Source organism: Loigolactobacillus backii (genome assembly GCF_001663675.1).
Taxonomy (GTDB): Bacteria; Bacillota; Bacilli; order Lactobacillales; family Lactobacillaceae; genus Loigolactobacillus; species Loigolactobacillus backii.
Map to the genome: position 1 here is coordinate 2,584,931 of NZ_CP014873.1, position 25,185 is coordinate 2,610,115.

Annotated in this window: 21 protein-coding genes, 12 tRNA genes and 2 rRNA genes; 10 read left to right on the forward strand and 25 right to left on the reverse strand. The window is 41.3% G+C overall.

Features of this window, described 5'->3' with window-relative positions:
* Positions 1 to 52: 52 nt before the first annotated feature.
* Positions 53 to 1,243 (forward strand): tyrosine-type recombinase/integrase, encoded by a 1,191-nt coding sequence (locus AYR53_RS11870; protein ID WP_068225387.1) that lies wholly within the window; start codon positions 53 to 55, stop codon positions 1,241 to 1,243.
* A gap of 371 nt (positions 1,244 to 1,614) precedes the next feature.
* Here the strand turns inward: AYR53_RS11870 and AYR53_RS11875 are convergent, their stop codons facing one another.
* Positions 1,615 to 2,451: a methyltransferase domain-containing protein gene (locus AYR53_RS11875; protein WP_068225388.1), complete on the reverse strand. Its 837-nt coding sequence runs from the start codon at positions 2,449 to 2,451 to the stop codon at positions 1,615 to 1,617.
* Positions 2,452 to 2,697: 246 nt separating this feature from the next.
* On the opposite strand from AYR53_RS11875, the gene AYR53_RS13885 reads away from it, so the two are divergent.
* The 3 genes from AYR53_RS13885 to rpsN all read left to right on the forward strand — a co-directional run bounded on the left by AYR53_RS13885 (position 2,698) and on the right by rpsN (position 4,902).
* The gene (locus AYR53_RS13885) at positions 2,698 to 2,823 is read left to right on the forward strand and encodes a hypothetical protein (RefSeq protein WP_257749576.1); all 126 of its coding nucleotides are present in this window, start codon (positions 2,698 to 2,700) and stop codon (positions 2,821 to 2,823) included.
* Between the two features lie 757 nt (positions 2,824 to 3,580).
* Positions 3,581 to 4,558: a GMP reductase gene (locus tag AYR53_RS11880; protein WP_068225389.1), complete on the forward strand. Its 978-nt coding sequence runs from the start codon at positions 3,581 to 3,583 to the stop codon at positions 4,556 to 4,558.
* Between the two features lie 74 nt (positions 4,559 to 4,632).
* Entirely contained in the window at positions 4,633 to 4,902 is a 270-nt protein-coding gene (gene rpsN / locus AYR53_RS11885; protein WP_068225390.1) for a 30S ribosomal protein S14, read from the forward strand.
* Positions 4,903 to 4,965: 63 nt separating this feature from the next.
* Here the strand turns inward: rpsN and AYR53_RS11890 are convergent, their stop codons facing one another.
* Both AYR53_RS11890 and AYR53_RS11895 read right to left on the reverse strand, forming a co-directional pair.
* Positions 4,966 to 6,123, reverse strand: a complete 1,158-nt coding sequence (locus AYR53_RS11890; RefSeq protein ID WP_068225391.1) for an AI-2E family transporter — start codon at positions 6,121 to 6,123, stop codon at positions 4,966 to 4,968.
* A 323-nt stretch (positions 6,124 to 6,446) separates the two neighbouring features.
* Entirely contained in the window at positions 6,447 to 6,824 is a 378-nt protein-coding gene (locus AYR53_RS11895) for a PTS glucitol/sorbitol transporter subunit IIA (protein ID WP_068225392.1), read from the reverse strand.
* Positions 6,825 to 7,017: 193 nt separating this feature from the next.
* Between AYR53_RS11895 and AYR53_RS11900 the strand changes: the two genes are divergently transcribed.
* On the forward strand, positions 7,018 to 8,055 hold the full coding sequence (locus AYR53_RS11900) for a lactonase family protein (RefSeq protein WP_068225393.1): 1,038 nt from the start codon (positions 7,018 to 7,020) through the stop codon (positions 8,053 to 8,055).
* 11 nt (positions 8,056 to 8,066) lie between these two features.
* Positions 8,067 to 8,711 (forward strand): copper homeostasis protein CutC, encoded by a 645-nt coding sequence (locus AYR53_RS11905; RefSeq protein WP_068225394.1) that lies wholly within the window; start codon positions 8,067 to 8,069, stop codon positions 8,709 to 8,711.
* Positions 8,712 to 8,830: 119 nt separating this feature from the next.
* Here AYR53_RS11905 and mgtE read toward each other — a convergent pair whose 3' ends face one another.
* The 4 genes from mgtE to yjbM all read right to left on the reverse strand — a co-directional run bounded on the left by mgtE (position 8,831) and on the right by yjbM (position 12,672).
* Positions 8,831 to 10,204: a magnesium transporter gene (gene mgtE / locus AYR53_RS11910; RefSeq protein ID WP_068280090.1), complete on the reverse strand. Its 1,374-nt coding sequence runs from the start codon at positions 10,202 to 10,204 to the stop codon at positions 8,831 to 8,833.
* A 61-nt stretch (positions 10,205 to 10,265) separates the two neighbouring features.
* Entirely contained in the window at positions 10,266 to 11,168 is a 903-nt protein-coding gene (locus AYR53_RS11915) for an RluA family pseudouridine synthase (protein ID WP_068225396.1), read from the reverse strand.
* A complete protein-coding gene (locus AYR53_RS11920) occupies positions 11,165 to 11,974 on the reverse strand; it encodes an NAD kinase (RefSeq protein ID WP_068225397.1) in 810 nt (269 codons plus the stop codon). Before AYR53_RS11920 ends, AYR53_RS11915 begins: the two co-directional genes overlap by 4 nt.
* Positions 11,975 to 11,982: 8 nt before the next feature.
* Positions 11,983 to 12,672 carry a GTP diphosphokinase gene (gene yjbM, locus AYR53_RS11925; protein WP_068225398.1) on the reverse strand — a complete coding sequence of 230 codons (690 nt, stop codon included), beginning with the start codon at positions 12,670 to 12,672 and terminating at the stop codon, positions 11,983 to 11,985.
* A gap of 143 nt (positions 12,673 to 12,815) precedes the next feature.
* Here yjbM and AYR53_RS11930 point away from each other — a divergent pair, with 143 nt between their 5' ends.
* On the forward strand, positions 12,816 to 13,388 hold the full coding sequence (locus AYR53_RS11930) for a CYTH domain-containing protein (protein ID WP_068280089.1): 573 nt from the start codon (positions 12,816 to 12,818) through the stop codon (positions 13,386 to 13,388).
* Positions 13,389 to 13,541: 153 nt separating this feature from the next.
* Positions 13,542 to 14,174 carry a DsbA family protein gene (locus tag AYR53_RS11935; RefSeq protein ID WP_068225400.1) on the forward strand — a complete coding sequence of 211 codons (633 nt, stop codon included), beginning with the start codon at positions 13,542 to 13,544 and terminating at the stop codon, positions 14,172 to 14,174.
* 227 nt (positions 14,175 to 14,401) lie between these two features.
* On the opposite strand, the gene AYR53_RS11940 is transcribed toward AYR53_RS11935, so the two are convergent.
* The gene (locus AYR53_RS11940) at positions 14,402 to 15,499 is read right to left on the reverse strand and encodes a competence protein CoiA (RefSeq protein ID WP_068280087.1); all 1,098 of its coding nucleotides are present in this window, start codon (positions 15,497 to 15,499) and stop codon (positions 14,402 to 14,404) included.
* 194 nt (positions 15,500 to 15,693) lie between these two features.
* Between AYR53_RS11940 and AYR53_RS11945 the strand changes: the two genes are divergently transcribed.
* A complete protein-coding gene (locus AYR53_RS11945; protein WP_068279055.1) occupies positions 15,694 to 16,965 on the forward strand; it encodes an ISL3 family transposase in 1,272 nt (423 codons plus the stop codon).
* A gap of 169 nt (positions 16,966 to 17,134) precedes the next feature.
* Here the strand turns inward: AYR53_RS11945 and AYR53_RS11950 are convergent, their stop codons facing one another.
* The 3 genes from AYR53_RS11950 to AYR53_RS11960 form a co-directional block, all read right to left on the reverse strand.
* On the reverse strand, positions 17,135 to 17,827 hold the full coding sequence (locus AYR53_RS11950) for an adaptor protein MecA (RefSeq protein WP_068225402.1): 693 nt from the start codon (positions 17,825 to 17,827) through the stop codon (positions 17,135 to 17,137).
* Positions 17,828 to 18,301: 474 nt separating this feature from the next.
* Complete coding sequence (locus tag AYR53_RS11955) at positions 18,302 to 18,700, reverse strand: Spx/MgsR family RNA polymerase-binding regulatory protein (protein WP_068225403.1); 399 nt, start codon at positions 18,698 to 18,700, stop codon at positions 18,302 to 18,304.
* A 181-nt stretch (positions 18,701 to 18,881) separates the two neighbouring features.
* Positions 18,882 to 19,622, reverse strand: a complete 741-nt coding sequence (locus AYR53_RS11960) for an MBL fold metallo-hydrolase (RefSeq protein WP_068225404.1) — start codon at positions 19,620 to 19,622, stop codon at positions 18,882 to 18,884.
* 157 nt (positions 19,623 to 19,779) lie between these two features.
* Here AYR53_RS11960 and AYR53_RS11965 point away from each other — a divergent pair, with 157 nt between their 5' ends.
* Positions 19,780 to 20,286: an antibiotic biosynthesis monooxygenase family protein gene (locus AYR53_RS11965; protein ID WP_068225405.1), complete on the forward strand. Its 507-nt coding sequence runs from the start codon at positions 19,780 to 19,782 to the stop codon at positions 20,284 to 20,286.
* Positions 20,287 to 20,933: 647 nt separating this feature from the next.
* On the opposite strand, the gene AYR53_RS11970 is transcribed toward AYR53_RS11965, so the two are convergent.
* The 14 genes from AYR53_RS11970 to AYR53_RS12035 all read right to left on the reverse strand — a co-directional run bounded on the left by AYR53_RS11970 (position 20,934) and on the right by AYR53_RS12035 (position 25,130).
* Positions 20,934 to 21,017 (reverse strand) — tRNA-Leu (locus tag AYR53_RS11970).
* Positions 21,018 to 21,056: 39 nt separating this feature from the next.
* Positions 21,057 to 21,127, reverse strand: a tRNA-Cys gene (locus AYR53_RS11975).
* 31 nt (positions 21,128 to 21,158) lie between these two features.
* A tRNA-Gln gene (locus tag AYR53_RS11980) sits at positions 21,159 to 21,230 on the reverse strand.
* 10 nt (positions 21,231 to 21,240) lie between these two features.
* A tRNA-His gene (locus tag AYR53_RS11985) sits at positions 21,241 to 21,313 on the reverse strand.
* Positions 21,314 to 21,318: 5 nt separating this feature from the next.
* Positions 21,319 to 21,392, reverse strand: a tRNA-Trp gene (locus tag AYR53_RS11990).
* An 11-nt stretch (positions 21,393 to 21,403) separates the two neighbouring features.
* Positions 21,404 to 21,484, reverse strand: a tRNA-Tyr gene (locus AYR53_RS11995).
* Positions 21,485 to 21,489: 5 nt separating this feature from the next.
* Positions 21,490 to 21,562 (reverse strand) — tRNA-Phe (locus AYR53_RS12000).
* Positions 21,563 to 21,573: 11 nt separating this feature from the next.
* Positions 21,574 to 21,647, reverse strand: a tRNA-Asp gene (locus AYR53_RS12005).
* Positions 21,648 to 21,654: 7 nt separating this feature from the next.
* Positions 21,655 to 21,727 (reverse strand) — tRNA-Val (locus AYR53_RS12010).
* Positions 21,728 to 21,733: 6 nt separating this feature from the next.
* Positions 21,734 to 21,805 (reverse strand) — tRNA-Glu (locus AYR53_RS12015).
* Positions 21,806 to 21,817: 12 nt separating this feature from the next.
* Positions 21,818 to 21,908: transfer RNA gene (locus AYR53_RS12020), tRNA-Ser, on the reverse strand.
* A 9-nt stretch (positions 21,909 to 21,917) separates the two neighbouring features.
* Positions 21,918 to 21,990: transfer RNA gene (locus AYR53_RS12025), tRNA-Asn, on the reverse strand.
* Between the two features lie 11 nt (positions 21,991 to 22,001).
* Positions 22,002 to 22,118: ribosomal RNA gene (rrf, locus tag AYR53_RS12030) — 5S ribosomal RNA — on the reverse strand.
* Between the two features lie 86 nt (positions 22,119 to 22,204).
* Positions 22,205 to 25,130 (reverse strand): 23S ribosomal RNA (locus tag AYR53_RS12035).
* Between the last annotated feature and the right edge of the window lie 55 nt (positions 25,131 to 25,185).

A 25,185-nucleotide genomic window follows, 5' to 3' on the forward strand; every position in this document is an offset into this window, starting at 1 on the left:
AGAAGGTGATGATGCAAGATCCTTTAATCCCGCCCAGGTAGAGAGGATTATCATGAAAACAAAATATATATCAGTAAAAGGACACCCTCATATTTATTATTATCATAATGACAAAAACAAATTGTACCGTGCACGTCAAAAGAAAACGATCAATGGACAAGTTTTAGATTTCGTCAAGAATGGTTTTAGTACAATTAAGGAGGCTGAGACTTGGCTAAATAAGCAGATATCTGAGGCCAATGATTTAAATATAACTGATCCGACTAAGTTCACCGTTAAATCTTATTGGCGACTTTATTATAAAGAAAAAATAGGGTCTGGAGACTGGACGGCTGATAGTACTGCCCAGATGGAGCGAGTATTTCGCCTACACATCTTGCCGCGTTTTGGTAATACAAAGTTACGTGAGGTTAATAGAATGTCTTACAGAGCTTATCTGAACGAATTACGCAATACTAAAAAAGAAGACAGCACTCCAAAATATTCTAAGGCTATGCTCGGAAATATTCATAAGGCTTTATCAGCCTTAATAAATGATGCCATTTATAATGGTATCTTAATTAGCAATCCCCTAAAGCAAATTGAATTGCGTAGCCAAAAGCAGGCCCGCAGCAAGCAAATATCACATGCTGAATATAATAAAGTTCTGAGCTGGGCTACTGACAACCTTAATGGTATTAAGCTTGCTATGTTTCTACTGCCAACAATGGGGATGCGTCACGGCGAAGTTATGGGTGTTATGTTTAAATCTGTAGAAGAAAAATCAGATGGTACTATGTATCTCCATATAACGCGCGCTAGGACGCAAAACGCTCCACAGGGTAAATCTACCAAGAATGTTTATTCGGTACGTAGAATCAAAGTATTTCCATCATGCGCAGCTGTTTTACGTGAAGCACTACGAATTTCAAGGCTTAGATATAAAAATAATAACAGGCTACCTAGCCCAGATGATTTTATTTTTGTATCGGAAAAAGCGCGGCCATATGATTACTCACGTTTAACTTATCTTTATCGCGATGTTAGTAAGGCAACAGGGGTTCACGTCTACCCTCACCTATTCCGTCATGCTTTTGCCACATTTGCTAACGAAATGCGCGGTGAATTAAATCCGCGTGACGTTTCTAATTATCTTGGTCACAAAAATATTAGTATGACCGATCAATATAACGCTGGCACCGATGAGGGTAAAGATAAAGTAATCGATTTAATGGAAAGTGAAGTTTTTCGTAAAAAAGCATAAAAAAATAACGGGCTACTAGAATAGTCCGTTATTGCTAAAAAAATGTTACCCAAAAGTTACCCAAAAAGTTCTGTTTCTTTCGGTTTAATTCGTTTTTTTCACAAACTTGTAATTAACGAACACCGCTATATCAACGGTTTACAAGCCGAATTTAACAGAAAAATTCACAAATGGAAAAAACGTATCGCTTCGGTGTGGGCACGGCGAAACGCTACGTTAGTGAAGTATTAATCACTCATTTTTATCAAAACTTAAAGGTTATTCTGATAAAAGTCAATGAAAAAATTCCTTACCACTAATATAACACCCGGCTAACACTTTAACAACCGTTTAAAATTACAAATTGATGACATTTTTTAATAAAATCTAAATTATTTTTCACCCGTTAAAACCGTGACGTCAACGGTTATTTTTGAAAACGGTTCTGCCAAAACCGCCTGAATTCGTTCTGGTTTTGCGTGCCAGTGTAAAGGTGTCATGTACAACAGGTCATGACTCAACGCGGGAGTCAATGAAAACTGGTACTTAACCTGCTTTTCCGTTACCTTAGCGTAATTTTCCTTGAAATGAGTTAACACGGCCTCGTTAGAATAAGTCTTATTCTGCGCATCATCGGCGTATAGAGTCCGCCGCAGCTCCTTCAGATAATCGGCGTTAGGGATCACCTTGATAACCTTCCCCGCTGGTCGTAAAATTCGGCCAAATTCTTGGTAATTAGACGGCGAAAAGATATTGAAAATAACATCAAAGGTGTGCTCATTAAAAGGTAGGTGGGCTAGATCAGCGACACAGAAAAAAGCCTTAGTTACTTGTTGCGTTGCTAAATTAATACCGTCAGTTGAAATATCAAAACCAACGGCAGTTGCAAGTTGATCCTCCATTTGATTCAGTGTTGTCCCTTCGCCGCAACCAACATCTAACGCAGTTGCCTTAGCAGGCAGCTGTGTCTTAATCAAGTTAACGAAAGGGTCAAAAAGACCTGCTTGCAAAATGCGCCGACGACAAAGTAACATCTCCTTATCGTATTCAGGCGCAATTGCTCGCCGCAAAAAATAAAGCGTTCCCTTCTTACTTAAATCAAGTCGGTGGCCATTGGGACAAATAATACTTTTATCCGTTACAGCCGTATACGCTGCTTGGCAAACCGGACAACGAAATAATTGCCGGTGTTGTTTTAAAAATAGTGCTGCTTTTTCAATTTTTTTCATTATTTTGATCCTTATTCAGATTAATTGTCATGTGCTTCAATTACAGTGACCTAGGATATTTAAATTATATCGCTACTAAAAATAATGCTTATGCCGTTTGGCACTGAATCACACGTGAACAGACTCAGTTAGGTTCCATTCCGGCGCTGGCGTATGGAACGCATGGCGCGTTGCCAAGCTAATTTTCTTTCCGATTAAACCCATTCGGAAAAGAAAATGGATCTTGTCAATCACGTAAGGTACTAAATGACCACAATTCGGTCATCAAGTACCTTCGACACGGCCGATACGCCAGCAACACTGACAAAGGTAGCCTTCACTGACTTGCAACACAATAACTGGTTTACTGCAATAGACACAAACAACGCTTAAATGTTCCACTATGACCTGATTTCATTTCGGTGCGCGAGGATCAGCTGTGTCGATGATTCTTAATGGCGGTCTGGGCCATTTAGAGCCATGTTTCAACTTGGCGATTTATGCCCTTAGTTAAATGGTCATCGTCCGTAACATCTAAGATTTTTGTTCCGAAAATCATCCACTATTGTGAAGTAGAATCATGCGGGCTTGGCGAGATCCACTTTTACCCCCGCTTTGCCTTTATCTGGTAAAAGTTAGCTCGCCAACCCGCCACGCGTTCCGTCCTCGCGCACCGGAATGGAATCTAATATGTTTTGCCTTGTTCCAGTTAGGTTTTGGCATTCTGAAAAATAGCTAATAGTTTTAAATATAGTCACTACGATGTACTAGGAAGTGTTTAAAAACTACTTTTGCTAGCATCTTACCAACAATTGAGCCTAAACACACCACAAACACAATTTGTTATACTTTTTCAAATACGCTTAAGTTTAGAATACTTTAACCTTTTAGTAAATGGTAAGACATAGCTGGTTTAAGAAAAATTGCACCTTAAATTTAAATAATCTCATTCATTCCAATCTTTTATCAAAAGAAACGTGTTTTCCTCTTATTTTCGATCAATTTTGAATAATTCAGTCCGATTATTCATGTTTATCACTTATTCCTTTAAATAAGATTGACAAAGCACACACTTTAAGTTAATTTAATTACGTACAAAAAATACAATTTTAGTAAATAATGTTCGTCTTTAATTTGGAGGAAATGCCTTATGCAAGTTTTTGATTACGAAGATATTCAATTAATTCCGAATAAATGTGTCGTTGATAGTCGTTCTGAATGTGACACTAGCGTTAAGTTCGGTAACCGAACATTTAAAATACCAGTTGTTCCTGCTAACATGCAAACCATTATCGATGAACCCCTCGCTGAAATGCTAGCTAAAAATAACTATTTTTACATTATGCACCGTTTTGAACCACAACGCCGGGCCAAATTTATTCAGCAGATGCACGAAAAAAAACTATTTGCGTCGATCAGTGTTGGTGTTAAGGCGGATGAATATACTTTCATTCAGGATTTGGCCACTGCTGATTTAATTCCCGAATACATTACGATTGATATTGCCCACGGACACAGCCAACGTGTCATTGACATGATTCACCACATCAAAAAATATCTACCGCAAAGTTTTGTCATTGCCGGTAATGTCGGGACTCCTGAAGGCGTTCGTGAATTAGAAAATGCCGGCGCAGACGCAACTAAAATTGGCATCGGCCCAGGTAAAGTTTGCATCACTAAACTAAAAACTGGTTTTGGTACCGGCGGCTGGCAACTGGCCGCTTTACGCTGGTGCTCAAAGGCCGCACGTAAACCAATTATCGCTGACGGTGGTGTCCGAACTGACGGTGATATTGCTAAATCAATTCGGTTCGGCGCCAGCATGGTTATGATTGGCTCCCTTTTTGCTGGCCACAAACAATCGCCCGGTAAGTCGGTTGAACGTGATGGCGTTTTGTACAAAGAATACTTCGGTTCGGCCTCAGAAGACCAAAAAGGCCAGCACCATAATGTTGAAGGTAAAAAAATGCTAGTCACTTATAAAGGTGATATTGAGGATACTTTGACGGAAATGCAAGAAGATCTACAATCGGCAATTTCATATGCCGGTGGCCGCGATTTACAGGCCTTAACCAAGGTAGATTACGTGATCGTTAAGAACTCAATTTTCAATGGTGATCAATTTTAGAGCTAACTGCTTGGGGACACCCATTCTTTTATGGTAGGCTTATTTCCTACAAATTCATTAAGGGAGTCCTACTAGTGGCAAAGAAAGCAAAAATTGAAAAAGCAAAGAAAATTCGGCTAACCGTCGAACATTACGCTGGTGTACGCGAACAATATAAATTGGCTGGAGATTACGCCGCGCTTTCACGTCTTCCCCGAAATGCGTCACCAACACGGGTGCATAATCGAGATAATTTAGACGGTCGGCCCCACGCCTATATGCGTAAGTTTAGGTTATCGCGAATTAATTTTCGGACATTAGCGTTACAGGGTAAAATTCCTGGTGTTAAAAAAGCAAGTTGGTAAAAAATGAAAAAGCAGCCTGATTACAATTCGCCAAACAAATGACGGACGTGTAATCAAGACTGCTTATTTTTTAGCCGGTTTTTCTTCCGGTGGCTCGTGGTAAAGTCCCGAAACATCACGGTACCATTCAAATAAATGGCCAATTAGGACTTTTAACACCGCGTAACCAGGAATGCCCAAAATAACCCCGGCCAAACCAAAGATTTTACCGGATGTTAATAAGACAACAATAATAGTAACCGGGTGAATATGCAGTGAGCTTCCTAAAATCAATGGCGAAATTACTCGGCCTTCAAGTGTTTGCTCAACTGCAAATACCAATAACACTTTAATCAACATAACCGGTGAAATTACGGCCGCCACCACAATTGAGGGAATCATGGCCAAAAATGACCCTAAATACGGAATTAGATTAAGAATTCCGGCCAATACGCCTAAGACAACCGCGTATTTCAAACCGATCAGCAGGTACCCAGCAATGAACAGTAAGGCAACAAAGAACGCAACTGTTATCTGCCCCCGAATATACTGACTAACTTGTGTATTAACCTCACGTAACACCTTTAAAGTTGATTTACGGAATTTAGTTGGTAAAAAATGGACTAAATAATTTGGTAAATTATGTCCATCACGTAATAAGTAAAACAAGATAAACGGCATTGTTACCAAACCAACAACAATGTTACCCACAACACCAAACACATTCCCCAAATGAGAAAATGTTGTTGTTAAAAACGGCGATAATTTTTCGGAAGTGGTTTTAAAAAGATCGCCATTAGCCTGATCCCATTGCTTTTTTAGAACGCCTAAATTGGGATCATGTAATAAATGAGTCACTTCCCGGTTTAAGGTTTCCCAATAAGTTGGCCAGTTTTTTAAGAGGCTTAAAGTTTGCTCCTGAAAGAAAGGAACAACGCTTACTATTCCCCAGACTAATAATAAGACAATTAAAATAAACGCCACAATCGTTGAAAGCGTTCGTGAAACATGATGTCGGCGCTCAAGCCAATCAATAATTGGATTTAATAAATAGTATAAAATCCCGGCAAAAATGACTGGTAAGGCAATAACACTAAAAAATTGTCCCACCGGCTTAAATAGCCACGCAACTTTCGTAAAAGTCCATACAATCAGCAGACACAGTAATGTGATTAATAAAACAATCACTGTCTTACTGTTTAAGAACCACTGGCGAAACCAAGTTCGTGTTTTATCAACCATAAAAGGGCCTCCTCCTTTACTAAGGTATGAAAAAAGTAGCTAACAACTTTTTTCATACTTAATTTAGATTACTGAGCACTTTAACAAAGTAGTTTATTACTGTCAATTAGGTCAATAATAAAAATAGCCGTCTATCATTATTATTGACCAGAACGTGCGCTAACTAGTACATTTCTGTGACCAATCAAAATCACCAAATACCTTGCTTCATAAATCATTCGATAATCTAAGCATATTTGAAAATTACTTTTGCTCGTATTTCTAGATCAAATTGATCAATCCGTACTCGAAAAAGTGACTCTCGATTACTTTCTAACCGTTTCTTAATCGGCCTTCATTTGGTAGATGATTTTGGTCCCCACTTTAAATTCTGGCTTCTTGGCTGGTGTTAAATAAACCCCATTACCTAATCGATCTTCATTTGGCACCGGCGTAAAGATTAGGGCCACGTGGCCAATCGTCACTAGGTTAGTGTTTACAACTTCGCCCACAAACTCCACTGTATAGCTATTATCATCAATTAATAATTTATCACCCTGCGTTAAATGAACTTGCTGCATTTGAGCCAAGCTTGAAAACTTTTGAATGATGGCAACCTTCTTTAAAGCCGCGGTTGCATCCTGATCAAAAAGAATGACCAACGGATCTTCCGCAGTAATCGCACTTTCACCAATCGCCGTGACCGTTGCTTTTAATTCCATGTTTATTCCCCTTTATTATCCAGCAAATGCAAAAAAAGATCGGCATCCACGGATCTTTCTAATCGAAGCACTCTTTTAAGTTTAGCATATTAACGCTGAACTAGCTGAATAAATACTGTTCTTTCTAATCCCATAAAAACGGTAGCTATGCTAAAATAAGGGAATGAATAAGCATTTGAAAGGAAGGCTAATTTTGAAAGAAAGAATTCTTCTTGGCAGTTATACACGCAATACTGGCACTGGCATTTACCAAACAACGCTGGACACAACGGCGGCTACTCTAACGCCAGTACAACCCTACATCACAACTGGTAATCCAACCTACTTGGCTACTTCGCTGGCCCACCGACTTTATAGTGTCTTAACAACGGAAGATAGTGAAGGTGGTTTAGGTGCCTTTAACATTCAAAACTTTGAACAACCGCAAGTTATCAATCAGTCCGTCCAACCTGGTTCCTCACCGGCCTACGTTTCAATCGACGAAAAACGCCAATTAGTTTATTCGGCAAATTATCATAAAGGCCAGATCCTCGTCCACCATATTTTACCGGACGGTAGCCTTAAATTGGCTGAGACAGTTACGCGTACTGGGAAAGGCCCAAAATCGGAACAAGAGGCCGCCCACATTCATTTTACTGATTTAACACCTGATGGGCGCCTAATTGTCTGCGATCTTGGTAGCGATGAAGTTCTTACCTACCAGGTTACTAGTACTGGTAAATTAACGTTGGATGCTACCTTTAAAACAACACCCGGCTTCGGTCCCCGTCACTTAGTCTTTCATCCCCAAAAACCATTAGTTTATTTAATTGGTGAACTTGGCAGTGCCATTAACGTTCTTAGCTATGATCCAAAAAACGGCCAATTAGCAAAGCTTTCAACAATCGCTACCCTTCCGGAGAACTATACCGGTCATAACGGTGGCGCTGCGATCCGAATTTCAAGTGATGGTCGTTTTCTTTACGCCTCTAACCGTGGCGCTAATACAATCGCCGCTTTTGCAATCTCACCTGATGGTCAAAAATTAAGCTTGATCCAACAAATTTCAACTGAAGGCGAGTTTCCCCGGGACTTTGCCTTAGATGCCACTGAAAATTTTTTACTAACGGCTAATCAAAACACAAGTAATTTGACCCTTTACCAACGTGATTCAACTAATGGTAAACTAACACTGAAACAAAATAAAATTCCCTGTACAGAACCAGTTTGCGTTCACTTTTTAACTGAGTAAAGGAGACCAAAATGCTAATTACCGAAGTTTGTTTAGAAAATTACACTTATTTACCCCAGGCCATTAAAAATGGTGCCAAACGAATTGAACTTTGCGATAATCTTGCCGTCGGCGGCACTACCGTTAGCAAAGGTGTTATGGCCGAAGCTAGCCGCTATGCCCACGAAAAAAACATTCCGTTATTTGTGATGATTCGTCCCCGGGGTGGTAATTTTGTTTATAATGATTTAGAACTACGTATGATGGAGGCCGATCTATTTGAAGCACAACAGTTAGGTGCCGATGGTGTCGTCTTTGGTTGTTTAACCAAAGATAAGCAACTTGATGAAGAGGCCATGGAAATGTTAATTGGCGCTGCCGGTGGAATGGAAATTACGTTCCACATGGCCTTTGATGAAATTCCGATCACAAAACAGCACGAAACAATCGACTGGCTGAGTGAGCATCAAGTTAGTCGAATTTTAACTCACGGTGGTCCCTTAACAACACCCATAACGGCTAATTACAAACAATTGAAAGATACCATTGCTTACGCGGCCAATCGATTGACAGTACTACCTGGTGGTGGAATTACGCAGGATAATCTAGCTACAATTAGTACCGCATTAGGCGTTAACGAGGCCCACGGTAGTAAAATTGTTGGCGAATTGCACTAAAAAATAACAACTGCAGCACAAATACAAAAAGAGTCTGAACAGACGAATAGAAAGAGGCCAGGACTTTTGTCCCACTTCCACAAGTTATTCTTGTTCAAACTCTTTTTTTATTCTGCTGATTACTTATTTATAAAAAATGGCATGAAATATTGCGCGATACTAAAATAAATCAGCACACTAGTTAAATCACTAAGCGTCGAAATAAAAGGACCACTAGCAACCGCCGGATCAAAGCCTAAACGCTCCATTAAGCTAGGAATGAAGCTTCCCGCCAAATTAGCGACAATAATTGCACAGCACATTGCTAGCCCAATAACAAATCCCAAAACAAAGGTATGTTTCCAGAGACCAACCACCACTGTAATCGTTAATCCCGTGACAACTCCAATCATCAATCCCGTTATTAATTCCACCACTAACGTACGCAGCAATGAAGTTTGCTCATTTTTAAAGGCCAACCGGCGAACGGCCACGGCCAAACTTTGCGTCCCAGCGTTCCCGGCCGTACCAGTAATCAACGAAATGAAGACTGCCAGTACGCTAGCTTCACTGACCAAATTTTCATAATGACTAATCAAACTTGCGGTGGACATTCCTAAAAATAGCAAGGTAATGAGCCAAGGCAAGCGTTTAAGTGCTGACTTAAGCGGACTTTCCAGTTTAGCCTCAACATCAACCCCGGCTAAACCGGAATAATCGGCCGCGGCTTCATCATCAATCACGTCAATGACATCATCAACCGTTATAATTCCTAACAAATGATTGCTAGGATCAGTAACCGGAATGGCCAAAAAATTATAATCACGAATTGTCTGAGCTACGGCCTCTTGATCATCGGTCACTTGCACTGAAATAACCCGCTCGTTCATAATGTCATTAATCATTGCTGCTTGATCATTCACAATTAGATCACGTAAGGAAATAATACCCGCTAAATGGTGATCGTTGTCCAAAACATAAACGTAGTAGATTAACTCGGCCTCATCAGCCTCAGCACGTAAAGCAGCCATCGCTGAAGCAACTGTTTGCTTAGCTACAATGGTGATGTACTCTGTTGTCATAATGGCGCCGGCAGTTTCATCACCATAATGAAGCAGCGTCCGCATTTCTGCAGCGGTTTTATGCGGCATACGTGCTAACAAGCGCTGAACAGTTGCTTTATCTAAGTGTTCTAAAATATCCACGGCGTTATCGGTATACATTTCCGTTAACATTTCCGCCGCATAACTGGGTTCCATTTCACTCAAAAAATCTGGTATTTGCACTTGATCGTCATCAATATCATCAAATAAATCGCCAACCTCTTTGGTCGTTAAGGTATTGTAAAGAGCCAATCGTTCCGTCTGATCTAAACTCAGGAAAAATTGGGCCTGCTCCCAATTATGCAATTCAAGAAAGGTACTCCGAAACGCTTTGGCGTCACCAATTGCTAGAAATTTTTTTAATTCGTTAGTTTGCTTTTGCCAAACTTCTGTTTCTTGGGCAACTGGCATTTATTTCCCTCCTCCAAAGTTTTTGATCGTGACTTAATTTCTGACTTAAATGACTATCCTTTTAATTTGATTGATTCGCCAAAGACTGTTCTAAGGCCATTAAATCATCAGGCAGTGCGCTAGTTAATTTAATTTCACGTTTTAAAAATGGATGATAAAAACGAAGTTGCTGACAGTGTAACGCAGGTCGCTCCAATCCTTCTGTTTGAGGTCCACCATACAAATGATCCCCTAATAAGGGGTGCCCAATTGCCGTAAAATGCACACGAATTTGGTGTGTTCGTCCAGTGTGCAACTGAACTTTAACTAACGTCGCGTTTTGAAAACGGCGGACACACCAATACTCAGTTTGCGCTGCTCGCCCACTAGCACCAGTCGTTCGCTTAATAAATGAACCGGCTTCCCGTTGAATTGGAAAAGTAATCATCTGGTGATCATGAACCAACTGCCCAGCAACGAATGCCAAGTAGGTTTTATGCAACTGATGGTGTTGTAATTCTTGATCTAATACAGCATGGGCGTAAGAATGCTTGGCAAACAGCATTAGCCCTGAGGTTCCTCGATCTAACCGCGTCACAATATGAATAACTTGATTCGAATAGCCTTGGCGCAAATAATAACCCTTTACTCGATTTGCCATTGTATCAAGGGGGTAAAGGTGCGCTGGTAATGAAGCCACTTGTGCCGGCTTATCAACAACTAAAAAATGTGGATCTTCGTAAACAACCGTTATCGGTAAAGCAGAAGGTACGATTCGCTCTAAGGGCTCTTCAACTGGCAATAAAACAGTCAGCCTGTCCCCCGAACGCAGTAGATATAATACCGTCACATCCTGATCGTTCACCTTAATTGCACCACCGTGGTACTTGATCTTTTTTAGTAAAGTTCGGGAAATTCCCTGGCGGTTTAAAAAATACTTAACCTTTTGCGGATCCGTTCCCGTAAATGTCCAATTAAAGATCATGAACCTTGTTTTTCACCAATAAAGGCGTCCTCCACCCGATTCCAAAAATGCATGTGGCGGTAACGCGCAAAAGCAATGCGTTGATCGGCAATTCGGTAACGAATCCTTTCAATTGGCTTCTGTCGGGGCATAAATTGATCAATTGTCATGATATAATCTTGTGCCGTTTGGTCAGGTTTGATATCAATCCATTCATCTGGCGCAATTACAACTGGTGACCCCAAAGTTCGGAAAACTCGGTTATTCAAGGAAGCAATTTCGGTCAATTGAATAGCTTCTAACCGCGGGTGCAAAACAGCCCCCCCGATCGATTTATTGTAAGCAGTCGAGCCAGTTGGTGTTGAAACGCAAAGGCCATCCCCTCGAAAACTTTCAAACAACTCATCGCGAATGTAAACATCCGTTACCATCGTTGCGGAAACTCGCTTTAGGGTAGACTCATTAAGTGCCAAATAGTGTTTTTGGTCGCGCTCACCCACGTATTGAACGCCAACATCAAGTAGTGGGTAACTAATTTGCTGACCTGTATCGTGTTTTAAGCTTTCAACTAAATCATCAATTTCATAATCGCGCCAATCAGTGTAGAAACCAAGGTGCCCAGTGTGGACTCCCACAAAACGGACTTGGTTTAACTGCGTTGAAAATTTATGAAAGGCAGATAGTAAAGTGCCATCCCCACCTATCGAAATAACGATATCTGGGTTTTTATCGTCAATTTCAAAAGCACAGTCAACTAACTTTTTTATTAATTTAGTCGCCACTTGTTGTGACTTTTTTCCAGAATTATAAAAGACACTTACCCGCATGTGCACCCCTACTTTCGCTTATCCTCATGATCATTATCTGTGACCTGATTTCCGGTCACTTGATCATCGCTTGTTTGTTGTCCTTTGCCGTACGAAAATAATTGTTGCGCTTCTTGTATCTCTTCACGAATTGCCGACATTTCTTGGTCCAGCATAAACGCGGCCTCTGCTGCCCGCTTTAATCGCTCATTAATTTCTTCCGGAAACGCTCCCTGATATTTGTAATTTAGTGAGTGTTCAATGGTTGCCCAAAAATTCATTGATAACGTCCGAATTTGAATTTCGGCTAAAATATGCTTTTCACCGTGAACCATTTGGACGGGGTAAGAAATAACAATGTGGTACGATCGGTAACCACTTGGCTTAACGTTGGTAATGTAATCACGCTCTTCGACCACTTCAAGATCGGCCCGCTGGTGAATTAGATCGACCACTTGGTAGATATCTTCCACAAATTGACACATAATACGCAGCCCAGCAATATCCTGCATATCTTGCTCTAAGAGATCATCCGTTACTTGTCGCCGTTGCATTTTTTCAATAATACTATCTACTGGCTTAACCCGGCCAGTCACAAACTCAATTGGTGTATGCGCATTTTCCTGTTGAAATTGTTTACGCATCCCCCGTAATTTAATTTTTAATTCATCAACTGCTTGCCTATAAGGCATTAAAAATAGATCCCAATCTTTTGGCATGGTGTTTCCCTCATTTATTAACTATCATTTTAATTGATTTTACTACCAGTATATTCTAGCATAAATCGCGTCAGCAAGGTAACTCAATCAGTTGTTGAACAACTGCAGCCCGTGTTAAACTATTGCAAATGGAGGAATTAGTTTTGAGTCAAACAAAAGAAATCGAATTTAAAAATTTACTAACCCCAGCGGAGGCTAACCGCGTACTTGCAGTATACCCATTTACACACTTATTTAAACAAACTAATGTTTATTATGATACTAAAGAAAAACGGCTAAAGAAACAATTCCTAGGGCTTCGAATCCGCCTTTTTGCCACCTCGGCCGAACAAACCTTGAAAGTTCCACTCACTAAATCACAACACAGCCTAACTGAAATAACGGACACACTTACCTTAGCACAGGCAAAAGGGCTTTGGTCGGCGGAAACAATTCTAACTCCAAGTCAAGTTGCAACTAAGTTAAACGCCTTACAGATTAATCCTAAAGAATTACTCGTAATCGGCCACGCCACCACTATTCGTCGTCAAAGCCAACTAACTGCTGGTCTACTTGTTTTAGACCAAACAATTTATCCAGATACTACAAGCGACTATGAGTTAGAACTTGAAGTCACGCAATCTAATACTAGCGCATTTCACGATATTTTAGTGAAGCAAAACATCCAAAAACGGCCTGTGCAAAATAAAATCATCCGCGCATTACGGCATCAATAATTAACCTTTAACAATCAACGTTTACATGGAAATTTCACTGCCTGAGCATTTTGATTGAAAATTTGCCATGATTTGTTACTATGAATATTAGTAATGATGTTGACTAATTTATTTTTAATTGAAATTTTTTGTTAGATTATGGGGGACGCAATCTTGTTAGAAGTCTATTTATTTGTCAATCCAATCGGTGAACATTGCCTGGCGGCCGAAAATTCCGTGTTGGAACTTGTTAGTGCACGGTCCGAAAAAATTCACTATCAATTTCTACCGCTAGTTAATTTAAATACAATCAAGGATATCATGCTCCATCAAAATCTTGACAGCCATAATCTTCAACTACGTAATCAGGTTTTTCAAACTATTTATCAGGCCTCATTAGATTATAAAGCGGCACTGTTTCAGGGAAAACGCCGGGGCCAGAATTTTCTAATTAGTTTGCAATCGGCCCTCAATTTTGATCACTACAGCTATTCTACCGATTTGATCAAACAATTGGCCGAAACTAATAAGCTTGACGTTGATATGTTCCTAGAAGATCGCCAATCTGCTCTGGCTAAAGAAAGTTTTGAATCCGATCAACACGTGGCTTGCGAAATGAACATTCAAACGCACCCGTCAACGGTAATCTTCAATTACGATAATCCGGAACAAGATTATGGAATTTTAATTGAGGACTGCCAATCATTTGAATTATTAAATCAAGTTTGTGACGGTAATCTTGCTGGCGTAACTGCTTTAGGCCAACCAAGTTTCCCCGATAAATCACATAAACTGCATACACTTTAATACGCTTAGCTTAAAACGACCTAGTAACTGGCGTCTGAGTCAAACTCAGATTTTGGTGCTGGGTTTTTATGTACTATAAAATAGGCCGGTGCCCGCATATTATAATGAGAAAATAGTGTTTCACGTAAATCGTTAAAAGCTCAAAATAATTTGCAATAACTCGCACGATAACCTATCAATTGTATCGTTAGGTTATCCATAATTGCTGTAAATACGGATCTGCAAGGCTATTCTAGTCTTTTTAACATTTTTAACTTTGAAAAATAATCAGGATACCAAATTGGTAAACAGCGGATTTGCCAGCCAGAAATTGTTCTTTTAAAGAAACCAAGTTGGCTAAATTCGGCCAAAAACAGCCGAATAACTTGTTCCTGCCAATAATTTTTTTGCGTTCTGGTCAATATTGGTAGCTCAAAAAAGCACTGCTTACATTGCTTACAAAATGAATTAATCTCTAAATCAGTTAATTCAACCTTTTCTTCACAGAAAAGGAGTAAACGGACCCGTAAGTTAAAGGCCGCTTCGCGATGAACTGGCGGTGTCGGCCAATTTGAATGACAAGCCCAAGGAGCACCTGCTAGATGATGCCCCGCAAGGTAACAAGTTGCTTGTAGCCCTTGCACAATTGGCGCACCCCGGTATAGTTGCTTATAAATAGTTTGGGCTTCAATCACAGCATTAGTTGGCGGTTTGTGGCCCGTTAACAAAATCATCCCTAATCGCTGTCGTTGATAACTCACTTTAATCGGTACCCCATACTGCCGAACGTGATGAACTAACCAGAGTCTTTTCTGAACTGCTTCTAATAAAAACAGATGAAAACCTGCCTGCTTAGAATAACGTAAAAATGCCCGCTTTTTTGCTGACCAATGACGTAAATCGTGGTAACGACTACCAAGTAACCAATAAACCCGGTATCCGTTTTGGCGGTACATTTCAGTTCGTTTAGATAATTGTTTAATGGAAATTGGACTACACTGAAATTCTAATGCTATTTTGACCTGAGGTAGGGTTACTAAAATATCCGGACGTTGTTGTAGCTCGGGTAGAAAGGCCTCTAGTGCACACTTCCACCCTTGGTTTTGACAATAATTAAGTAAAAAAAGTTTACCGGCCAAGTGTTCACTAGTTTCACCCTCGTTGCTGCTGGCACACTGATTTTGGTGAGCAAAATGAGCAATTTTATAAGGCCCCACGCGTAATTTTACTTTGGCGGCACAACTCGGACAATAAAATTGATGCTGCTGCCTAATCTTTTGTAACTCAGTGGTGGTGTATTGATTGGCGTAACAAAGTGTGCCGTCCTCATATTTTGCAATTAACATGTCCTCATCCCTTTACAGATAAACTCCGTAAAATGGATAAAAAAGGTTCTACAATATCTGTTGTTGGTAATAGATTTTCATCTATTACTGATGACAGATTTTTTATTTATGGCTAGAATAAAAAAGCGGACATTTCCTGTCCGTTCATCCAAGTCAACCACCACGAAGATTTTTCAGAAAGAAGGAAATGCCCTATGTGTCATGATACTACAAAATTATTATTAGGAATAGCTGACGAGAACCTAAAAATTACTGACGGTGAAACTGGAGAAGACGGGGTTATTCGCTTAACTGGCCACTTGGATTACACGCCGAAGGCTTGTCCCAAGTGCGGGATTATCAATGATCAAAAGATTATTAACTACGGCTGGCGCAATACCACTATCAGATTCTCGAAGGTTCTGAGCAACACCGTCATCTTAGCCTTAAAGCGCCGCTATTTCCACTGTAAAGAATGTCACGGCAACTTTCTTGCACAAACATTGGCAGTTCCGAAACACTGTACAATTTCAAACACCAGCCGCAAAGAATGCCTAGAGAAGCTCGGTGAACCGGTCTCTTTGAAGCACATTGCCAATGAAGTATCGGCATCAGATTCATTTGTGGGCCGCCAGTTAATGCGCGCTGAACGAGACTTTCAAACCAATTGGCACTATTTACCAGAGATCATCTTAATGGATGAGGTGAAGAGTACCAAGAGCGCTACTGGTGCCATGAGCTTTGAGTTCATGAATGGCGAAACCCATGAATTAATCGACTTACTCCCTTATCGAACCATCAATAAACTAGAGAAGTATTTTTACCGCTTCGATCAAGCTGCCCGAGAAAACGTCAAAATTATTGTGACTGATATGAATTATACCTACCCCAAGCTTGTGCAGACCGTGTTCCCCAATGCCATGGTGGTCATGGACAAGTTTCATATTATCAACGCCCTAAATCGGGCGTTTAACAAAACCAGAATCAAGGTGATGAAGAAGTTTACCCCGTCTTCTCGCGAATTTCACGCCCTTAAGCGCTACTGGAAGCTGTTGTTAGTACCAACTGAACAGCTTAACTTTGAACAATTCAAAAAGTGGACTAATTTTCCTTACTGGATGGCTGCCACCGATGTTGTCCATCAGCTGTTATCGTTGGATTCAGAACTAGAACAAACTTATCAAGTCTTAAACAGCGTCCGGTCAGCTGTCCAACATCAAGATTGGCATAACTACAATGCGGCATTTTGGAATAACAAAACGTATTCTGAAGAAATGAAGAACACGATTAAAACACTTGAAAGCCATCATGATGAGATTCGTAACACCTTTACCACACACTATTCAAATGGTCCTTTGGAAGGTTCTAATAATAAAATCAAGGCGATCAAACGAGCCAGTTTTGGCTATCGCAGCTTCTGGAGGTTTAGAACTCGAGTACTATACGTTTTCAAAATCAAAACAAAAAGAGCCCTAATCACGAAGTGATTAGAACTCGAAATATGGATTCACCAACAACAGTTGACGAAGAGCCATAAAAAATAGGCATTGTGCCAAAAATAAATTTTGCCGCAATGCCTATTTGTAATTATTCTAGTGAAAGTAACTGTGCCCGAACCAATAACTTACCTTAGTCACACTGCCAAAAATTATCAGGTTATTTAAAGTAATACCGGGTTAATTCTAAAGCACTTTTTTCCATAATACGCTTACCGTACTCAGAAAGCACATCTGGCGTAACAGTTGTCCTATCCGCATATTCCATTGCAATAGCAATTTCATCCTTAACTGAAGATTCAGACGTCTCGTCCACAAAGAAAATTAAGTGTAGATAGAAAGAATCCTTGTAGCGATATAAATTAGAAACGGCCCCATCTAAATGTAGAATCTTAGCTAACTGAACCATGTCTTCAAAATCGTGTAATTTTAAAACAATTTCTTTAGTTGGTGTATCTGGATCATTCAGGTAAGTACCGTACTCATCATCTGAATCGGCAGCCGTACTTTCTTGTTGTGCGTTATCATCTCGCGCCAAAAGTTGCTTTTTTAGTATGTCCGAGACAGCTTCATGGTCAGTATCACTGAGATCATTAATCGGCGTACCGCTAGCCGGCGCGTTTTTACTGATGAATAATTCTAAACCATTCTTATTCGGCAAAACCTGAAAGGTTACAGCGTCATTTGACTGGAATTGATGATCAGTGTCAACTTCCTCAAGAATTGAATAAAAGAAATTTTCAATTTGTTTGTGATTACCTAATAAATCAAGTACGGTAATGCCCCGCTCAGTCAAATCTTCATTTTTTAGCAAGACTCGAATCGTATTTTCGTTAATTCGTTCCATTTCCATGATTGTTGCACCCCGCTTCCCAAATTCAGGTAAAACTATACAAATATATTGTACCTGAAAATACTAGTTTGTAAAGTAACACAACTGATTCATTCGGGTATTTATAGTAACTGATTACGCCAAGAAACACAAGCAATAAAGCGCTTTTAATGAAATTTAGTCGGATCATTAGTGAAATGGATACTTATTCAATTGAATTGATCGCCGGTAAACAAAGAAAGATAGTGGGATAAAAGTCGGTTTTGGGTTTACTGGGTAACGTAGGCCAATCCAATAACCGTAAGATTAGCTGTAGTTAGGCACGTGAACCTGGACTTTTGGCGCACGTTCTAGCATAGTGATCGAAAACAAGAAAAGGCCAGGACTTTTGTCCCAGCCTTCCCAATCCTTTAAGTTAAATAATTTTGTATTAATCGCTGCTAAAATACATTTTCAAATTTAAAATCAGGTAAATTAAATTTGAAAATTATTTTTTTATAATCCTGCTAACATTTGTGCCTTTTTCAATTCTATTGCGCGAACCTTACGTGGCAAGAAACGTCGAATTTCATCTTCATTATACCCAACTTGTAACCGCCGATCGTCCATTATTATTGGTCGGCGCAACAGACCTGGGTATTTAGCAATCAGTGCAATTAATTGGCTTAACGATAACGTCATCAAATCTAAATGTAATTCTTGAAAGGCCTTAGATCGCGTTGAAATAATCTCTTCAGTTCCCCGCTCAGTCATACGTAAAATTGCCTTTATTTCAGCAGCTTCAAGTGGTTTAGCGAAAATATTACGTTCAGTAAATGGAATATCATGTCCCGCAAGCCATGTACGCGCCTTACGACAGGAAGTACAGCTTGGGGATGTATAAAGTGTTACCATTCTATTCGCCCCTTCATCAAAGTTCAATTTAGCCTTAATAGCTATTAATCGATCGTCTTCAATGAATAGTATAAGCGATTTCATTTTAAAAATCTACATCATATAAAATAAATATTTATTATTAATAATGACACATAATGCTTTAAAAAAAGGTAAAACTAAATTATTTTTTAATTTAAAACTACAAATTAATTTGAAGACCTTGTTCAGCACGAATAACCTGACAATCATTACCGGCCGCCACCTGAGTTTCGGTCAATAACTGTTTCAAATCAGTATCCTGGGGTAGATGACTGATTAATTGGTGTTTAACGCCAGCCGTCTTGGCCAACAAACCAGATTGGGCCGACGTCATATGCGCAATCTTTCCAGTTTTTGCCTGTAAAAAATTAGTATCCGTAATTAACCAGTCGGCACCCTTAGCAAATTCAGCAAATTCAGAAAAATAGGCCGTATCTGCCGTATAGACTAGTGTTGCGCCGGTTCTAATTTCAACGACTTTTACAGCATAAGCCGGTACTGGATGAATTGTTGGTAAGAAGGTTAATGAAAAAGGTCCTAAGTTTGTTGTTTGCCCGGCCGTGTAGCTTTCGCCGTGTGTAACCCCCGGTAAAGTTAATGAAGCAAAATGTAATGGATCGGCCGTATGTCCGTAAATTGGCAATTCGGCCTCACGTTTTTTTCCTTGATGTAACTGCCAATAATACTGCAGTACACCAACATCGGCAATGTGATCATGATGGTAATGGCTCAGGACCACCGCATCAAGTTGCAGTGGGTCCAAATGCTTTTGAAGGCTTAAAAGCGCACCACTACCGCAATCAAGTAATAGATTGTAGTCATTCGTTTGTAGTAAATAAGCGCTAGTTCCTACTCCTTTATAAGGGTAACCACCGTAAAATCCCAGTACAGTTAACTTCATAATAAATTCCTCCATTAAATAAATTTACTTTACCTCTATCTTACAACGTTCTATTTAGTAAGACAAAATACAAAGTGCTTGTATTTACTACACTAATTAAAGAGAATCACGTTATAATGTAAGTGGAGTAATTATTTATACTCGAGGAGGAATTATTATGTTAAAAAAAATTCAGGCAACATTTGGTTCACAGGATATCTTAACTAGCTATTTCGATCGTGAACCCCAACGAAATTTATTACTATTAAGACCAGCAGAATCGACTAATGATTTTCAGTTGCTTGACGTTTCGGACCAAAAAAACTTTTTTAACAGTCCAATTTCTTATTCTGTACGGCAACACTTAGGTAAACAAGAATTTAGTGGCTTCTTTAATTTTATGTATTTCACGTTTCCTTCTGAGGACGCCGTCAAAGTCTTTCAATCACAATTTGATCGTGTTGGCAATCAGGCAGCTGGCTTTATCGGCCTCAATGGACTATTCTTACTACGATTAGATGCACCGCAAATTCAATTTGTTGTTCTATCAATTTGGCAACGCGAAGCTGACTACTTTAATTGGCGCAATTCACAGGATTTTTCTCCCTTACTACCCTATTTGCAGGCCGGACCAAATATTCAACAATTTCACCAAACAACCTATACACTTGAACAAACAAACTAAGGCAAAGTCTTAGGTAAGAGTCTAGGAATAAAATCCTGAACTCTTTTTTTGTGACCTTAAACTCAAAAATTTATCCGCCTCAATTAGTAAATTTTACACATAATTAGTTAAGCGGCATTAACAAGGTGCTCATCCATTAACGACTTAATTAATTACGTATTTAGGTCCTTTATCACCTAACATTTTACAACATCAGGCGTAACAGTTCTGACTACAATTGTCGGCAGTACAAACATTAAATGTAATACCCAATGCCTGATCCTTTGAACCGATGCTTATTTATGCTTCAAACTCATAAGCATCAAATACTGCGCTATCAGTTCATATTCGATTGAATACCCACTTCTATAACGCCCTATTATAAATCATTAAAAATATCCGCTAATGGTGAACTTATAATTAACTAAGGTAAATCCATGCTAAAGTGTATAAAAACTTTCTAATATTGACGACCTACTAAATTTAGCAGAATATGGTTTTTACTTGTCGTATCAGCATTAATCAATACAGGCTCAACCTTTGATTTAGCGGCCGCTAAGATTAGTTTTACTTAAATGGTCTAAATTAATTTAATAAAACCAGATTTAATTTTTGAAATAAAAAAATAGACTAATATTTTTATTTCAAAAATATCAGTCTATTAACTATACCGGTGATCGGGGTCGAACCGATACTCCCGTGAAGGAACTGGATTTTGAATCCAGCGCGTCTGCCAATTCCGCCACACCGGCATATTAAGCCATTTTGTAGATTACCACTTAAAAGATAAAAGGCGGTAACCGGATTTGAACCGGTGATAGAGGTTTTGCAGACCTTTGCCTTACCACTTGGCTATACCGCCATCTTTAAGGAACAAATCCCATAAAAGCTAACTGGGATAGCTGGATTCGAACCAGCGCATGACAGAGTCAAAGTCTGTTGCCTTACCACTTGGCTATATCCCAATAAAACAAGGGCGGTAGGTGGGAATCGAACCCACGCGTGCCGGAGCCACAATCCGGTGCGTTAACCACTTCGCCACTACCGCCATAATGGCAGGGATAGTAGGAGTTGAACCCACATCAACGGTTTTGGAGACCGCTATTCTACCATTGAACTATATCCCTATTATAAAAAATGGAGGAGAGTGGATTCGAACCACCGAACCCGAAGGAGCGGATTTACAGTCCGCCGCGTTTAGCCACTTCGCTACTCCTCCATAAATGGCGCGGGACAGAATCGAACTGCCGACACATGGAGCTTCAATCCATTGCTCTACCGACTGAGCTACCGAGCCATTATGATAAACGGTCCCAACGGGACTCGAACCCGTGATCTCCTGCGTGACAGGCAGGCGTCATAACCAACTAGACCATGGAACCGTAGAAATGGAGATTACAGGGTTCGAACCTGTGACCCCCTGCTTGTAAGGCAGGTGCTCTCCCAGCTGAGCTAAACCTCCATTAAGTGACCCGTACGGGATTTGAACCCATGTTACCGCCGTGAAAGGGCGGTGTCTTAACCACTTGACCAACGGGCCGAGATCTCGTGACGGAGAGTAAGGGATTCGAACCCTTGATACAGGTTTGCGCCCGCATACATGATTTCCAATCATGCTCCTTCAGCCACTCGGACAACTCTCCACAGAAAAACTCCGGCTGTCGGGCTCGAACCAACGACAACCTAATTAACAGTCAGGTGCTCTACCAACTGAGCTAAGCCGGAATAAACAAATAGCATGGCAACGTCCTACCCTCGCAGGGGGTGCTCCCCCAACTACTCTCGGCGCTAAGAAGCTTAACTTCTGTGTTCGACATGGGAACAGGTGTATCCTTCCTGCCATTGTCACCACACCACTATCTGAGAACTTTGTGCTCTCAAAACTGGACCTTCTATTTTCTTTGACCTTTGAACACTACGCGGAAACATTGTTTCCGACTTGGTTAAGTCCTCGACCGATTAGTATTGGTCCGCTCCATGCCTCACGGCACTTCCACTTCCAACCTATCTACCTGATCATCTCTCAGGGGTCTTACTTCCATAAAGGAATGGGAAATCTAATCTTGCGGGGGGCTTCACACTTAGATGCTTTCAGCGTTTATCCCGGCCATACATAGCTACCCAGCGCTGCACCTGGCGGCACAACTGGTACACCAGCGGTATGTCCATTCCGGTCCTCTCGTACTAGGAACAGCTCCGCTCAAATTTCCTACGCCCGCGACGGATAGGGACCGAACTGTCTCACGACGTTCTGAACCCAGCTCGCGTACCGCTTTAATGGGCGAACAGCCCAACCCTTGGGACCAACTACAGCCCCAGGATGCGATGAGCCGACATCGAGGTGCCAAACCTCCCCGTCGATGTGGACTCTTGGGGGAGATAAGCCTGTTATCCCCAGGGTAGCTTTTATCCGTTGAGCGATGGCCCTTCCATACGGAACCACCGGATCACTAAGCCCGACTTTTGTCCCTGCTCGACTTGTTAGTCTCGCAGTCAAGCTCCCTTATGCCTTTACACGCTATGAATGATTTCCAACCATTCTGAGGGAACCTTTGGGCGCCTCCGTTACTCTTTAGGAGGCGACCGCCCCAGTCAAACTGCCCACCTGACACTGTCTCCCGCCACGCTAAGTGGCGCGGGTTAGAGTGGTCATACAGCAAGGGTAGTATCCCACCAATGCCTCCACCGAAACTAGCGTTCCGGCTTCAACGGCTCCTACCTATCCTGTACAAGCTGTACAAACACTCAATATCAAGCTACAGTAAAGCTCCATGGGGTCTTTCCGTCCTGTCGCGGGTAACCCGCATCTTCACGGGTAATATAATTTCACCGAGTCTCTCGTCGAGACAGTGCCCAGATCGTTACGCCTTTCGTGCGGGTCGGAACTTACCCGACAAGGAATTTCGCTACCTTAGGACCGTTATAGTTACGGCCGCCGTTTACTGGGGCTTCATTTCTGGGCTTCGCGCCGAAGCGCTAACTCATCCACTTAACCTTCCAGCACCGGGCAGGCGTCAGCCCCTATACGTCATCTTACGATTTAGCAGAGACCTGTGTTTTTGATAAACAGTCGCCTGGGCCTATTCACTGCGGCTGATCGTTAGATCAGCACCCCTTCTTCCGAAGTTACGGGGTTATTTTGCCGAGTTCCTTAACGAGAGTTCTCTCGCTCACCTGAGGATTCTCTCCTCGACTACCTGTGTCGGTTTGCGGTACGGGTAGTTTATTTCTCACTAGAAGCTTTTCTTGGCAGTGTGACATCAGGAACTTCGTTACTTAAATTTCACTCCCCATCACAACTTGTCCGTAAAAGTTCAAGCCTTTAACTCAAACTAAGACTTATTGCTTGGACGCACATTTCCAATCGTGCGTATTCCTTAGCCTCCTGCGTCCCTCCATTGTTCAAACAAAATAAACTAGTACAGGAATCTCAACCTGTTATCCATCGCTTACGCCTCGCGGCCTCAGCTTAGGTCCCGACTAACCCTGGGAGGACGAGCCTTCCCCAGGAAACCTTAGTCATTCGGTGGATCAGATTCTCACTGATCTTTCGCTACTCATACCGGCATTCTCACTTCTAAGCGCTCCAGTCGTCCTTACGATCGACCTTCAACGCCCTTAGAACGCTCTCCTACCACGATCACTAACGTGATCATCCACAGTTTCGGTATTATGTTTAGCCCCGGTACATTTTCGGCGCAGGGTCACTCGACTAGTGAGCTATTACGCACTCTTTAAATGGTGGCTGCTTCTGAGCCAACATCCTAGTTGTCTATGCAACCCCACATCCTTTTCCACTTAACATAAATTTAGGGACCTTAACTGGTGGTCTGGGCTGTTTCCCTTTCGACTACGGATCTTATCACTCATAGTCTGACTCCCGGATAGAACATCAATGGCATTCGGAGTTTATCTGAATTCAGTAACCCAAGACGGGCCCCTAGTCCAAACAGTGGCTCTACCTCCATGATGCTTAACTCCGAGGCTAGCCCTAAAGCTATTTCGGAGAGAACCAGCTATCTCCAAGTTCGTTTGGAATTTCACCGCTACCCACACCTCATCTCAGCATTTTTCAACATACACGAGTTCGGTCCTCCAGTGTGTTTTACCACACCTTCAACCTGGACATGGGTAGGTCACCTGGTTTCGGGTCTACGTCTACTTACTAAAGCGCCCGTTTCAGACTCGCTTTCGCTACGGCTCCAGTTTTTCACTTTAACCTCGCAAGCAAACGTAACTCGCCGGTTCATTCTACAAAAGGCACGCCATCATCCATTAACGGACTCTGACTACTTGTAGGCACACGGTTTCAGGAACTGTTTCACTCCCCTTCCGGGGTTCTTTTCACCTTTCCCTCACGGTACTGGTCCACTATCGGTCACTAGGTAGTATTTAGCCTTGGGAGATGGTCCTCCCAGATTCCGACGGAATTTCACGTGTTCCGCCGTACTCAGGATCCTGAACAGAGGGTTAGCAGTTTGGTCTACGGGATTTTCACCCTCTTTGACGCAGCGTTCCAACTGCTTCGACTACCACTAACTTTGGTAACTCTAATGTTCAGTCCTACAACCCCACTGAGCAAGCTCAATGGTTTGGGCTGTTCCCCGTTCGCTCGCCGCTACTTAGGGAATCGATTTTTCTTTCTGTTCCTGCGGGTACTGAGATGTTTCAGTTCCCCACGTTTACCTCTAAGCTGCTATGTATTCACAACTTAGTAACCAGCGACTAAGCTGGCTGGGTTCCCCCATTCGGAAATCTCCGGATCAAAGCTTACGTACAGCTCCCCGAAGCATATCGGTGTTAGTACCGTCCTTCATCGGCTCCTAGTGCCAAGGCATCCACCGTGCGCCCTTGTTAACTTAACCTATTCAATACCTACGGTATTGTGGTTTTGAGTTTTAGCGATTAAAAAAGCTTTCT